Source organism: Pseudomonas sp. NPDC087804, assembly GCF_044742965.1.
Taxonomy (GTDB): Bacteria; Pseudomonadota; Gammaproteobacteria; order Pseudomonadales; family Pseudomonadaceae; genus Aquipseudomonas; species Aquipseudomonas rustica.
Genome location: NZ_JBIUVN010000001.1, coordinates 477,711 through 491,200, shown reverse-complemented (window position 1 = coordinate 491,200; position 13,490 = coordinate 477,711). Strand labels below are relative to the sequence as shown.

At 59.8% G+C, this 13,490-nt stretch carries 9 protein-coding genes; all 9 read right to left on the bottom strand.

Annotated elements, in window-relative coordinates; translation table 11 throughout:
- Positions 1 to 51: 51 nt before the first annotated feature.
- The 9 genes from ACIOMO_RS02250 to ACIOMO_RS02210 all read right to left on the bottom strand — a co-directional run bounded on the left by ACIOMO_RS02250 (position 52) and on the right by ACIOMO_RS02210 (position 13,462).
- On the bottom strand, positions 52 to 3,003 hold the full coding sequence (locus ACIOMO_RS02250) for an autotransporter domain-containing protein (protein WP_401237787.1): 2,952 nt from the start codon (positions 3,001 to 3,003) through the stop codon (positions 52 to 54).
- 369 nt (positions 3,004 to 3,372) lie between these two features.
- Positions 3,373 to 4,743, bottom strand: a complete 1,371-nt coding sequence (locus tag ACIOMO_RS02245) for a TolC family outer membrane protein (protein WP_401237786.1) — start codon at positions 4,741 to 4,743, stop codon at positions 3,373 to 3,375.
- A gap of 2 nt (positions 4,744 to 4,745) precedes the next feature.
- A complete protein-coding gene (locus ACIOMO_RS02240; protein WP_401237785.1) occupies positions 4,746 to 6,095 on the bottom strand; it encodes an HlyD family type I secretion periplasmic adaptor subunit in 1,350 nt (449 codons plus the stop codon).
- On the bottom strand, positions 6,092 to 7,867 hold the full coding sequence (locus ACIOMO_RS02235; protein ID WP_401237784.1) for a type I secretion system permease/ATPase: 1,776 nt from the start codon (positions 7,865 to 7,867) through the stop codon (positions 6,092 to 6,094). Before ACIOMO_RS02235 ends, ACIOMO_RS02240 begins: the two co-directional genes overlap by 4 nt.
- Positions 7,868 to 8,070: 203 nt before the next feature.
- A complete protein-coding gene (locus ACIOMO_RS02230) occupies positions 8,071 to 8,493 on the bottom strand; it encodes an AprI/Inh family metalloprotease inhibitor (protein WP_401237783.1) in 423 nt (140 codons plus the stop codon).
- A gap of 92 nt (positions 8,494 to 8,585) precedes the next feature.
- A complete protein-coding gene (locus ACIOMO_RS02225) occupies positions 8,586 to 10,052 on the bottom strand; it encodes a serralysin family metalloprotease (protein WP_053119957.1) in 1,467 nt (488 codons plus the stop codon).
- Positions 10,053 to 10,527: 475 nt separating this feature from the next.
- A complete protein-coding gene (locus ACIOMO_RS02220; RefSeq protein ID WP_053119952.1) occupies positions 10,528 to 11,613 on the bottom strand; it encodes a polyamine ABC transporter substrate-binding protein in 1,086 nt (361 codons plus the stop codon).
- Positions 11,614 to 11,668: 55 nt separating this feature from the next.
- A complete protein-coding gene (locus tag ACIOMO_RS02215) occupies positions 11,669 to 12,013 on the bottom strand; it encodes a cupin domain-containing protein (RefSeq protein WP_053119950.1) in 345 nt (114 codons plus the stop codon).
- 42 nt (positions 12,014 to 12,055) lie between these two features.
- On the bottom strand, positions 12,056 to 13,462 hold the full coding sequence (locus tag ACIOMO_RS02210; protein WP_401237781.1) for an NAD(P)/FAD-dependent oxidoreductase: 1,407 nt from the start codon (positions 13,460 to 13,462) through the stop codon (positions 12,056 to 12,058).
- Positions 13,463 to 13,490: the final 28 nt, after the last annotated feature.

Here is a 13,490-nt window from a genome sequence, read left to right as displayed (position 1 = left end):
TAGAGGCATTCCCACGCAGAGCGTGGGAACGATCAGGTGTGCGTCGATCTTTTAGAACTGCCAGTTCAGGCTCAGCCCGACGCCATGGCTTTTCTCGCGATGGGCCAGTTGTCCGTTGTAGTCGAGGTTCACCCGCACATCGCGGCTCAGCGCCAGACTCGCCTGCACGCCGACCAGTGCGGCGTCACGCACCAGCGCCGAACTCTCCACCGAATATGGCGTGCCACCGCTGGCAAAACGCAGGTGCTGCTCAGCATCGATGTCACTCAAGCTGTGCTGCCAGCCAAGATGTCCGCTGACGTCGAGGGTCTGCTGCGCCGACAGGTTGAACGTCTTGATCGTGCGCACACCGAGCGTGCTCAACACCGCATCACGCTGATCGCCAGAGCTTTTCAGCGCCGCCGCATCGCCCTTCTCTTTGAAGCCTTCGGTGTCCAGATGCACGTAAGCCAGATTGGCGAACGGTTCCAGCGCCAACGGTTGCAGGTGTAGTCGATACGCCGCCTCGCCGAACACCTGGGTGGTGGCCGCGTCGACTTTGGCTTTCTGTTTGGCGCTGACGTCGCCGTATTGCAGATCGCGTTTCACATCGGCGCGATGCCAGCTGTAGGCCGCGCCGGTGCTCAAGCGCCAGGCGCCGATTTCGTGGCCGGCGTAGGCGCCGAGGTGGTAGCTGTCGACCTTGGCCGACGAGTGCGTGCCCGAGCCCATGCTCAGCGAACTGTCGCTGTAACCGGTGACCAGACCGATGCGCGTCTTCTCGTCCAGTGCGCCATCGACACCGGCGAGCAAGCCGCCAATCGAGGTGCTGTAACCCGCCGTGTCGTGGCTGGAATCGGTTGTGCCCCACGCGCCGAGGGCTTTGATCCAGCCGTTGTTTTGCGTGGCCGACGCATCGTGCAGACGTTCGCCAACCGCATCGCGCAATTGGCGGCTGTCGTTGATCAACACCGAACCGAGAGCCGGGTAGATTTCACCGCTCAATTGTTGGAACGCTTGTTGCGCCGATGCGGCCGATGGCGACAGCAGCAGGCTTTCATACACCGAGCTGCCGGCACCGAGACTTTCAACCGCCGCCGCGACGGAACGCTGATTCGGCGTTTGGCCGACGCTGGCGAACGTCGTTGCGTTGCGTTCGATATTCAGTTGAATCGCGTTGGCGGCGTAGTCGAGATTGCCACCGATAAACAGGTAGTTCGGCACGACTGCCGCGAATTGGCCTTGAACGCCGCCGGCCGCTTGCAGGATGTCGTATTGGCGACCGAGCAGGCTGCGGGTTTCTGTGGCGCTGAGCAGCGTCGGACTGTTTTCCAGCGCGAGGCTGACGGTGGCGCCGCTGACTGTGGCCGTGCCGCCGGCGACGATGCGGTCGCTGCTGGTGGGCGATAGCTCTACCGCGTAGGTCGAGCCTGGCGCGAGCGTGACGTTCCCCGCTACGTTCAACGTGCCAATGGAATTGCCCGGCGCCACGCGAGCGCCGCTGTTGGCGGTCAAGGCATTGATCCGCCCGGAACCGCCGAGGGTGCCGCTGTCGTTGACGGTCACCGCCGAGGTCAGCGAACCGTTGACCGTCAGCAAGCCGCCATTAACCGTGGTCGCGCCGCGATAGGTGTTGTCGCCGGTGAGGATTAATTGGCCGCCACCGGACTTGATCAGGCTGCCCTGATAAATGCGGTTCGCCGCTGCAGCATCACGCGCCATGCCCACGGCGTAATCGGTCTGATCCTGCTGACTGGCGCCCGCCGCCACGCCGTTCTGCCAGCCTTTGTCCTGCAGGGTTTGCTGCCAGGCGTTGTGCTCGGCGAGGTCTTCACTCTGACGCTGGATCAGCGCTTTATCGGAGATGTCATTGCTCCAGACATCGCGCTGCCCTGCCCCCAGATTCGCGTCGAACGCACCGAGCAATTGCCCCGGCCCGCGCATCGCCCGCTCAAGGTTGGCCACGCCCCAGCCGACTCGCTCGGTCGGCGCATCGGTGACGGAGCCATCCAGTTGCGTGGCGGTGGTCAGCAGCGTTTCCAGCGCTTGCTGGTTGTTCATGTACGGGTAACGTTCCATCACCAGCGCCAATGCACCGGTCGCGTGCGGCGCCGACATCGAGGTGCCGGACTTGATCGCATAACCGCCGCCGGGAATGGTGCTGTCGATCTTCGCCCCCGGCGTGGTGATGCACCAGTATTTGGCGAGGCCGCACTGGTTGTACTTCTGTTGATTGCTTTGATCGAGCCCGGAAACCGCCAGCCAGTGGCCTTCAAGATCCGGCTGAAAGTACGGCAGCGCCGAGCGCACGCTGGCATTCGGGTAGCCGCTGTTGCCGGCGCTGAACACGTTGATCACTCCGCGCCGAGAGACGTCGGCAGCGGCATCGAGCCAGGTGCCCTGATTCCAGTGCTGGGCGTATGCGGCGTGCAGATCGGCGAGCGTGCGGTAGCTGACGTCTGGCGGCTGACTGCCCCAGCTGTTGTTGATCGCACGCACGCCGGCGTCGGCCAAAGAGTCGTAAACAGCTTTGAAATAACGCGGATCCGGTTTCGGGCCGAAGAGGAAACTGTCGTTGGCGTTGGTGTTGCCGACGTAGATTTGCGCGTTGTATGCGACGCCGTGCATGCCAGTGCCGTCGCGCGAGGCGCCCATGGTGCCGACGACGTGGGTGCCGTGGGAATCGTTGTTCGGGTTAAGTGTGCCGTCGACGTTAAACGGGGTGCCGTTCAGGTAGCTGCCGTTGGCTTGTACCGGGTGATAGCGGTCAGTGGCGAACTCGGGATGGCTAGCGTCGAAACCGGAATCGAGGGCGCCAATTTTTACGCCTTGGCCGGTGATGCCGGCGGCGTAGGCTTGATCGGCCTGCATGCGCGCAAGGCCCCAGTCGCGCTGGAATTCGCTGGTGCGCCAACTGGCGGCGTCGCCGGGTTGGCCGGTTTCCAGGTATTGGGCCTGGGCTTGCGTGGTAGAAATCACCAGCAACAGGGTGCCGACTGATGCCGGTTTGATGCGTACGTCCATGTTCACTCCTCACTTTTTTTGTTGTTATGTAGGAGCTGCCGCAGGCTGCGATCTTTTGATCTTGTGGCTTAAAAGATCGCAGCCTTCGGCAGCTCCTACAGAGAATTGCGGTGTTGCTGCCCCTCACCCCAGCCCTCTCCCGAGGGAGAGGGAGCCGATTTGTGTTGCTTTCAAATCTCGAGTTCGGCTCGAACATTCAGGTCGATGCATCGCCCGCAAACAACCCGGTCAGTCCCCTCACCCCAGCCCTCTCCCGAGGGAGAGGGAGCTGATTTGTGGTGCTTTCAAATCTCGAGTTCGACTCGAACATTCAGGTCGATGCATCTCCCGCAAACAACCCGGTCAGTCCCCTCTCCCTCTGGGAGAGGGTTAGGGTGAGGGCTGTTGCGCGACCACAAAAGCCTCATCCACCCGCGCCAGATCCTGTTCGTTCAGCGTCCCCGCGTAGTAATGCAATTTCGTCCACGCCATCAGATAGTCGTAGCGCGCCTGCGCCAGGTCGCGGCGGGTGGTGAACAGTTGTTGCTCGGCATTCAGCGCGTCGAGGTTGGTGCGTTCACCGCCGAGAATGCTCTGCTTGGTCGACACCACCAGCGCTTCCGCCGAGGACAATGCCTTCGAATACGCACGCAATTTGCTCACCCCCGACAAGCACGCACTGAACTGTCGGCGCAGCTCGATCAACGTCTCGCGGGTCTTGCCATCCAGCTCATACTCGGCCTGTTCCATGCTGCGGCTGGCCTGCCGCGTCGAGGCCGACACGCCGCCACCGGCATACAACGGCACGCTGACTTCGAAACCAATGGTGTTGGTCTCGTAGCGCTGGTTGTAGGTGTTGCCGCTTTCCGATTCGTTCTGGCGCATCGAGGCGTACGCGTTGACCTTCGGTAGATGCCCGGCGCGGTTACGTTCCACTTCATAACGCGCGACTTCCACGGCCTGACGCTGCGACGCCAGATTCGGGTTATTGCTGATCGCCATTTCGTGCCAGGTGTCGTAGTTGGCAGGCATCAGCGCGAAGGTCTGGAAGTTCTGATCCAGCGGCGCCAGCTCATCGATGTTCACCGCCGCAACGCCCACCAACGCACCGAGTTCACGCAGTGCAGCATCCTGTTCGTTACGCGCTTCGATCTCTTCGGCGGTCGCCAGCTCATAGCGCGACTCGGCTTCAAGAATGTCGGTGCGCGTGCCTTCGCCTTGGCGGAACATGTGTTCGTTCTGCTGGAACTGCTGTTCGTAGGCCTTTTTCTTCGCCTGGGCGATGTCGATCTGATCCTGAGCGAACAAGGCTTTGGTGTAGTTATCCAGCACCCGCACCAACAGTTCCTGACTCTTGCCGCGGAAGTTTTCATCGGCAAACAACGATTGCGCGACGCCCTTGCGATACGCGGCGTAGGCCTCGTAATCGAGTAACGGTTGTTGCACGGTCAGGGTCGAGCCGTAACTGCTGTAATTGCGGTCATCGGTGCGGTTGCGCGCGCGTTCATCGAGCGAAGTGGCTTTCGACGAGTTGCGGCCCTTGTTGTAGTTGTAACCGACGCGGGGCAACAGGCCAGCGCGGCCAATCGCACGGTTTTCCAGGCCGGCGTCGCGCTCCTTGATCGCGCCGAGGAACACCGGATCATTGCGCAACGCCTGTTCGTAGATCTCGAACGGCCCCATCGCCGCCACTGCACTGTTGCCGGCCAACAGCGCGAACGCTGCCGCCAGCATCGAAAGCTTATTCATACAGCCGAACATCCTTATTCTTCGGTCAACGCGGAGTTGGCCCGGTCGAGCAACGGTTTGAACAGGTAGTTGAGCAGCGAACGTTCGCCGGTGCGCACGAACATTTCTGCGGGCATGCCGGGCTTGATCACCAGACCGTTGAGTTTCTCCATGGCCTGATCGCTGACACGGGTGCGCAGCACGTAATACGGTGCGCCGGTTTTCTCATCGACCATCTGATCCGCTGAAATCAGGCTGACTTCGCCCGGTACACGCGGGGTTTTGCTCTGGTTGAACGCGGTAAACAAGATGTCCACCGGCAAGTGTGTGCCGACCTTGTCGATCAGGTTGATCGGCAAGTGCCCTTCCACTTCCAGCGTGGTGCCTTGGGGGACGATTTCCAGCAAGGTTTCGCCTTGGCGTACAACGGCGCCTTCGGTGTGCACGCCGAGATTGACCGCCACACCATCGGCGGTGGCGAGAATTTCGCTGTGCTGCAGGTCGAAACCGGCGGAGGTCAGTTGCTCGGAAAGAGTGACGCTTTTCAGCTGCGCGTCAGCCAGTTGCGTGCGGACTTCTTTCTGATATTCCTCGCCGTGCTGTTGCAGCTTCAGGCGCGATTCGAGGATGCCCTGCTCGACGCGGCCGCTTTCGCCGGTGTTCTCGGCCAGTTGCTGCTGCACTTGCGAGAGCTGGCGCTGATATTCCATCAAGCGGTTGCGCGGAATGTAGCCGTTGTCGGCCAGTGGCTGCAGGTTGCTCAATTGCTGTTGCAGCGATGCGGCTTGCGCATTGAGGTCGGTGCGTGCGCGGCGCATGCCGGCCAGTTGCGCGGTGGCGCCTTCGATGCTGGCGCGCAGTCCGGCCTGCTCGCGATAGAACGCTTCGCGGCGGCTGCTGAACAGTTGACGTTGGCCCTCAAGCACCAGCGCCAGACGCGGATCCGGATCGTTGCTCAGTTCAGCCGGAAAGGTCACTTGCTTGAGGTTGTCGCGCTCGGCCTGCCAGCGCGCCAGGCTCGCCCACGCCATGCGGTACTGCGCTTGCAGCGATTGCACGTCAGCCGCCACCTGCGTCTGATCGAGACGAAACAGCGGCTGCCCCTGCTTCACGATCTCGCCTTCGCGCACCAGAATCCGGCTGACCACGCCGCTGCTCATCGATTGCACGGCTTTGCGTTTGCCCGAGACGACCACCGTGCCCTGCACCGGAATGCCTTGATCCAGCGGCGCCAACGCCGCCCAGGTAAAGAAGCTGCCTGCGCCGACAATCGCCAGAATCCAGCCCATGCGCGCGAAGAACTTCGCATCGCGTTCCGGACGCTCGTTGAGGTAGGCGTGTTCCATGTTCGCTTCGTTTTCAGTGTTCATGCTGGCGCTGCTCATACACCCGAATTCCTTGTCGTGGGCTGATACTGCCGGCTCATGCTGAGCCCGCCCGGTGCCTGTGCAGCTTTTTCCCGTTGCTGTTCTTGCTGGCCGGACAGTGCCTTGAGCACGTCCTGACTTGGGCCGAAGGCCTGTAAACGACCGTCATTGAGCACCAATAATTTGTCGGCCTGAGCCAGCACCGAAGAACGATGCGTCACCAACACCACGGTGGTGCCTTGGGATTTGAGTTGCGCGATGGCGCTGGCCAACGCGGCTTCGCCGACGGTGTCGAGGTTGGAATTGGGTTCATCCAGCACCACCAGGCTCGGGTTGCCATACATCGCGCGCGCCAGTGCCACACGCTGTTTCTGCCCGCCAGACAGACCGCTGCCGTCCTCGCCCAACTGCGTGTCGTAGCCTTGTGGCAGACGCAGAATCATTTCGTGCACGCCGGCCTGTTGCGCGGCGGCCACCACTTTCTGCGGATCGGCCTCGCTGAAACGTGCAATGTTTTCGGCGATGCTGCCGCTGAACAGCTCGATGTCCTGCGGCAGGTAACCGATGTAAGGGCCGAGCTGGTCGCGGTTCCAGCGATGAATATCCGCGCCGTCCAGGCGCACGGTGCCGCCAAGGGTCGGCCACACGCCAACCAATACGCGGGCCAATGTCGACTTGCCCGAGCCGGAAGCACCGAGCACGCCCAACACTTCACCGGCCGCCAGATTGAAATTAGCCATGTGCAGCGTCGCCGCGCGTTGACCCGGCGGGCCGGCGCTGACTTGTTCGAAAGTGATCTGACCTTTCGGTGCCGGCAACGCCATCGCGTCGTCACTCGGCGGGAAGGCTTGCAACAAGGCATCGAGACGACGGTAAGCCAGCTTCGCCCCGCTCCACTGCTTCCACACGGCGATCAACTGGTCGATCGGGCTCAGCACGCGGCCCATCAGGATCGATCCGGCGATCATCATCCCGGCGGTCATGTCGCCCTTGATCACCAGCAATGCACCGAGGCCAAGCACCAGCGATTGCAGGCACAGGCGCAGGGTTTTGCTCAGCGAACTGATCACCGCACCGATATCGCTGGCCTGATTCTGCAAACCGAGGAACCGCGAGTGCACGCCAAACCAGCGCTTGCGCAACGCCCCGAGCATGCCCATGGCTTGAATGGTTTCAGCGTTGTGCAGATGGCTGGTCGCCAGTTGGCTGGATTTCTGCGAGAAACCGGCCGCTTCGCCCAACGGCGTTTTGGTCATGTATTCGTTGAGGCAGGCCAATGCGATCAACAGCAGCGCGCCGGCGGTGGCGAGTACGCCGAGCCAGACGTTGAACAGATAAATCACCAACAGATAGACCGGGAACCACGGCGCATCGAAAAACGCGAACAGCGCAGGCCCGGTCACGAATTGGCGGATGTGCGTCAAGTCGCCCAGCGACTGCCCGGCGTTGCCCTCGCCCTTGAACAGGTTGCGCTCGAACGCGGCTTGATAGACACGCAGGTTGAAACGGCGCTCCAACTGGCTGCCGATGCGGATCACGATAAAACTGCGCACCACCTCTAGCAGACCGATAAAGGCAAAGAAGCCGACGACCATCAGCGACAACATCGCGAGTGTGGTTTCGTTCTGCGACGACAGCACCCGGTCATAGACCTGGAGCATGTAGATGGAGGGCACCAGCATCAGTACGTTAATCAGCGCAGTAAAGCAGCCAACGCTGATCAGAATGCTTTTATAGTCAGCCAATGCCTTGAATAAGGGAGCGGTGGCTGGGGCCTTCGCCATCTTCATTGATTCTTCCTGGAAAATATTCCCGCCACTCGTTGGCGAGACTTTTATTAATTATCGGCACTTCATCGAGGTGTGCTGTTTAAGTGACCGCTTACACTTTTATAACAACTACCGGCGAATATTACGGCGCAGTTGTTCATCGAGGCGTTGCTGATAGCCCGCCCGTGGCGCTTTATATAAAAACGCTATCGTAAATTTGATAGTTACGGCTGTTGCGCCGCACGTTCGAGCGTAATGATCAGGCCCGACTTTAAAGTCGTCTGATATAGCCCATTACGTTGTCGACTGAAAAACTGAATCCTTGAACCTTCTTTGCCGGTGATCGACAAGCCATCGGGATCGGGAAACCAGCCCACCGGAGTTTCTTCCAGCCATGCGCCCAGACACGTGGAACTCAGGGTTTTGTTCGCCGCCAGTTCAACACCACACGTGTTTGACGGTTTGTCCTGGAGCTTTTGCGCATCCTCTGCATCTTCGCGAGCCGATAATGTTGCCTGCCAATGGCCGGCAAATGCCGAGGGTTCTTCGAGTCTGAGGCTGCTTGCCATGCTTGTTTCTCCAGAAATCATAAGGAGCGCTGCCGTAAACCACGACACTGCCTTGTAGGTAAAAGCCTTACTGACCATGGGAATATTCGCTCCGGCACGTAGCCTTGCCCACTGAATCATTCGATGCAAGTAAAGAAAGCGACGCTCGCACGCCGCTTTCCCCGGCTACATCACGCCACGATGTCGCTGGTCGCTGCCTGGCCAACCGTGCTGACGATGAAGTCAGCCACGCCATGCCCGGAGAAATCCACCGACAGCAAGCTGTTGCCGCCCGACGAGGTCAGCACTGCGTCGCCCACCGCACCGGTGAAGCTGCTGACGAAGTGCAGGCCTGCTCCGTTGGTGATACCGGTCAGGTCGATTTTGTCGAGACCGCTGACAAAATCGAGGATCTGATCCACCGCACCCGGTTTGGAATCCGAGCTGGCAGCGAACACAAAGGTGTCTGAACCGGCGCCGCCCCACAGCTTGTCGGCACCTCCGGCGCCCCAGATGATGTCGTTGCCGGCACCGCCCTTCAACTCGTTGGCCACGCTGTTGCCGATCAGCAGATCGTTGCCCGAACCGCCAATGGCGTTCTCGATGATCGCGCCTTTGGCAATGGACACGTTACCGACCATGCCGCCAACGTCAGAGAACGAGGCATCATTGAGGTTGATCTTCTGGTTCTGGGTAAAACCAGAGAAGTCCAGGGTGTCCTTGCCGCCCGCATCCCACACCGAGAACACCAGCTTGTCACTCGACGACGAGGCGCTGAGGAAATCGCGACCGGCGTTGGAGTTGAAGCCGTAGGTGGTGTCACCGGTACGGATGTTGGTGTTGGCACCGTAGAGTTTCTGGATGGCCGCGATATCGTCCATCAGCGGGCCAGACGCATAGGCTTCGACGCCGCCCTTGCTGAAGTTCTGGCTGGTGTTGCTCTCGCTCCAGTAACTCATGAGGCTGTAGCCGCGAGTGTCTTGGCCGTAGGAAGCGTCGTTGTAAGTCGGGTTGCCATTGCCGGCGTTGTAGTCGCCCGGGTGAGCCAGGCCGAGGCTGTGGCCGATCTCGTGGGTCAGGGTCTGACGGCCGTAGTTGTTCAGATCCGGGTTCTTGTTTTGCGTGTAGCCACTGTTGATCAGGTACCACGATGTACCGTCGTAACCGGCACCGGTGCCTGGCAGATAGGCAAACGCTGCCGCGCCGTCCTGGCCACCGCTGTAGTTACCGAAGGTCATGTGGCCGTCACCGCCCGAGGCTTTCTCGGTGAAGGTCACGTTGGCCACGTCAGCCCAGGATTGCATGGCGAGCGCTGCCTGGGCTTTTTGTTGGGTGCTGAACTGGCTGAACCCGCTGATCCCGTGCTTGTTCATCGTGCTCGACGATGCAGAAGTCAGGAACGTGTAGGTGAGTTCGATCTTGCCGCTGCCGTCCTTGTCCTGGTAGGCAGCACCGTCGCGCAGCAACTGGGTGGCGGCCTGGTCGACGGAGAAGGAGGGTTTGCCATTGACCGTGAGGTTGCCGCCACGATCGTATTGATGGCTGAAACTATTGATCTGATTCCAGGCCGAACTGGCAGCTGCCAGTGGCTGAACGGCACCAACCGGCTGGAAAGCCTGTTCGGCAGCATCAATAGCATTGGTTTTAACTTTCGACATAAACACACTTCCTTGTTTAGCAATGGAACAGTTTTTGTCCGATAGCGGCGATCCCTGGCGAGATCGTCCTATCACTCGCCCCATTGAGGGCGAAAGAAAACTGACACAATTTGAAATCTGCCGTAAAGGATTTTTTTGGAATGAAATCTGAGTGTTTCTGAAAACTGCCGTAAACAAAGCGCGCGAGGTCTAAAGAATGTTTAAAGTTGCGGGCTTTCGCCTAATTGTCTGACGATTTTATATTTAATTATTAAATATCGGTAAGTTGTATTTTGTTAGGTGCGTCTCACTTTCCCGCACTTTAACAGTGCAGTGCCAGTGTATTGATATCAACGAAACTGTCGACGATTTAACTGTAGGAGCTGACGAGTGAAACGAGGCTGCGATCTGTTGATCTTGTCTTTAACAACAAAATCAAAAGATCGCAGCCTCGTTTCACTCGATAGCTCCTACAGGCGGTTGTGCACGTCTGGAATCAGCTACCCGTGCGAATCTTGTTCCAGACCCGCGTCCGAATCCGGTCGATATTCAGCGGCATCGCCTCCAGCGCAAACAACTTGCCCATCATCTCCGGGCTCGGATACACCTTGGTGTCGTTTTTGATCGCCGGGTCGATCAGGCTGTCGGCCTGTTCGTTGCCGTTGGCGTAGTGCACGTAATTACTGATGCCGGCCATGACGTCCGGGCGCAGCAGGTAGTTCATGAATGCATACCCGGCCTTCTCGTCCGGTGCATCGACCGGCATGGCGACCATGTCGAACCAGATCGCCGCGCCTTCCTTGGGAATGTTGTAACCGATGTCGACACCGTTCTTGGCTTCCTTGGCGCGGTTTTCCGCTTGCAGGATGTCGCCGGAGAATCCGACTGCCACGCAGATATCGCCGTTGGCCAGGTCGCTGGTGTATTTCGAGGAATGGAAGTAGCTGACGTACGGCCGCACTTTCATCAGCAGTGCTTCAGCCTTTTTGTAGTCTTCGGGATTTTTGCTGTGGTGCGGCAAGCCCAAATAATTGAGCGCTGCCGGGAGCAATTCCGGGCCGTTGTCGAGGATGGCCACGCCGCACTTCTGCAGTTTTTCCATGTTCTCGGGTTTGAAGATCAGATCCCAGGAATCCACCGGTGCATCGTCGCCCAGCACGGCTTTGACCTTGGCGATGTTGTAGCCGATGCCGGTGCTGCCCCACAAATACGGGAAGCCGTGTTCGTTGTTCGGGTCGTTGACCTGCAACGCCTTGAGCAGCACCGGGTTGAGGTTTTTCCAGTTTGGCAACTGGCTCTTGTCGAGTTTCTTCAGCGCCCCGCCCTGAATCTGCCGCGCCATGAAGTGGTTGGACGGAAACACCACGTCGTAGCCGGATTTGCCGGTCATCAACTTGCCGTCGAGGGTTTCATTGCTGTCGTAGACGTCATAGGTGACGCCAACGCCGGTTTCTTTTTGGAAATTCTTGGTGGTGTCTGGCGCGATGTAGTCGGACCAGTTGTACACCTTGACCGTGTCCGCCGCCTGAGCGAGGGAAACGGCCAGCATCAGCGGTGCCAGAGCGAGGGTCTTGCGGATCATGGGTCGATTCCTGTGTAGGTTTTTTTGTTGGCAGGCAATCAAAGGGATCAAACGATCAGAAAATCAGTACATAGGTCTTGCGCACGGTCTCTTCGATGTCCCAGATACCGAGCGTGTTGGCCGGCAACATCAGTGCGTCGCCACCTTGTATGTGCAGGGTTTCGCCGCCACCGTCCGGGGTGAACGTGCAACGCCCGGAGATGAAATGGCAGAACTCCTGCGCGGTGATCTGCCGGCGCCAGCGGCCCGGGGTGCATTCCCAGACGCCGGTTTCGACGCCGTCGTCGCGCTCGACGCTGGTGGTTGAGGCGATGGCGATCGGTTCGCCGAGAGGAACGGCCACCGGGTTGGATTCGTCGAGCTGCAATGTCGCGGTGTTTTTGAACTGGGTAATGCTCATGGTCTGACCTGTCTTTTGGGCGTTCTTAAAATCAATCGACGTTTAGTGCATGAAACCTTCCATGAAACCGGCCACTTGGCTGGCGAGTTTGCGCCGCCATGGCGCGGTCGCAGGATTGGCCAGGGTCTGGTCTTCATGGACGAAGCTTTTGATGATCGCGTTGTAACCGAGCCAGCGGCACGGCTCGGGTTCCCAGGCACGCAGCGCATGAATGCCGCCGTCCGGCAGTACCCACGGCTGATGCACCAGTTCGCTGTCGCGTTCAAGAATCAGATCCGCCAGGGTGCGGCCGCCGAGGTTGCTCGCACCGACGCCCTCCCCGCCATAACCGCCGGACAGCGCGATGCCATTGGCGCGATCGCAGAGCATGTGCGGCTTGAAGTGCCGCGACATGCCGAGGTTGCCGCCCCAGGCGTGAGTGATCTGCACGTTTTTCAGTTGTGGGAACAGTTCGCCGAACAGATAACGGCGCAGTTCGACCTCATCGCGGGTCAGATCGAAGTTGTGGCGCAGCTTGCCGGCGAACTGATAACCGCCACGGGCACCGAAGATCAGGCGGTTGTCGGCACTGCGCTGGCCGTAAGTGACCTGACGGCTGAATTCGCTGAAGGCCTGGCCGCGATTGAGGCCAATCTCATCCCAAGTGGCGGCGGACAACGGTTCGGTGGCGACAATCAGGCTTTGCACCGGCAGTTGATAACGGCCGAGCGGCGGCAAGGTCACCGAATAACCTTCAACGGCCGGGACGATCCAGCGACTGCGCACGCTGGCCTTGGCGGTGCGCAAGCTGCCTGACTGCCAATGCGTGACCGGACTGTTTTCGTAGATCTTCACGCCCATGTTTTGCACGGTACGCGCGAGACCACGCACCAGTTTCGCCGGGTGAATGGTCGCCACGTGCGGCGCGTAAATGCCGCCGTAAGGCTTGGCCACGCGAATCTGCTGCGCCAATTGCTCGGGGCTGAGCCAGCGGTAGTCGTTGTCGTTCAAGCCTTGGGCGTGCAGTTTCGCCAGGTATTCACGCAGCGTGGTTTCCTGCTCAGGGTAACGTGCAGCGCAATACAACACGCCGCCCTTGCGATAATCGCAGTCGATGCCTTCACGTTCGAGGACGACTTCAACTTCATCGGGAATGCTGTGCAGCAGATCAAACGAGGCGCGGCGCTGTTCCGGTGACAGTCCGGCGAGCAAGCGATCTTCACCGAGCAGATTGCCCATCAGCCAACCGCCGTTGCGACCCGACGCGCCAAACCCGGCGGTTTGCGCCTCGATGATGGCAATGTCCAGGCCGGGGGCGAGTTTCTTCAGGTAGTACGCCGTCCACAGCCCGGTGTACCCCGCGCCGATAATCGCCACGTCGACGTCGAGATCCTGCGTCAGCTCGGGCCGCGCGGTCAGCGGCTCGTCGAGTTGATCCATCCACAAACTGATAGTGCGCCACGCCGGCATGCAAGACTCCGCCACTGAAAACCTTCGA

What these genes read in the sequence shown, in the direction of transcription:
- ACIOMO_RS02250 (WP_401237787.1), bottom strand. Translation starts at nt 3,003, where the DNA reads ATGGACGTACGCATCAAACCGGCATCAGTCGGCACCCTGTTGCTGGTG.
- ACIOMO_RS02245 (WP_401237786.1), bottom strand. Translation starts at nt 4,743, where the DNA reads ATGTTCGGCTGTATGAATAAGCTTTCGATGCTGGCGGCAGCGTTCGCG.
- ACIOMO_RS02240 (WP_401237785.1), bottom strand. Translation starts at nt 6,095, where the DNA reads ATGAGCAGCGCCAGCATGAACACTGAAAACGAAGCGAACATGGAACAC.
- ACIOMO_RS02235 (WP_401237784.1), bottom strand. Translation starts at nt 7,867, where the DNA reads ATGAAGATGGCGAAGGCCCCAGCCACCGCTCCCTTATTCAAGGCATTG.
- ACIOMO_RS02230 (WP_401237783.1), bottom strand. Translation starts at nt 8,493, where the DNA reads ATGGTCAGTAAGGCTTTTACCTACAAGGCAGTGTCGTGGTTTACGGCA.
- ACIOMO_RS02225 (WP_053119957.1), bottom strand. Translation starts at nt 10,052, where the DNA reads ATGTCGAAAGTTAAAACCAATGCTATTGATGCTGCCGAACAGGCTTTC.
- ACIOMO_RS02220 (WP_053119952.1), bottom strand. Translation starts at nt 11,613, where the DNA reads ATGATCCGCAAGACCCTCGCTCTGGCACCGCTGATGCTGGCCGTTTCC.
- ACIOMO_RS02215 (WP_053119950.1), bottom strand. Translation starts at nt 12,013, where the DNA reads ATGAGCATTACCCAGTTCAAAAACACCGCGACATTGCAGCTCGACGAA.
- ACIOMO_RS02210 (WP_401237781.1), bottom strand. Translation starts at nt 13,462, where the DNA reads ATGCCGGCGTGGCGCACTATCAGTTTGTGGATGGATCAACTCGACGAG.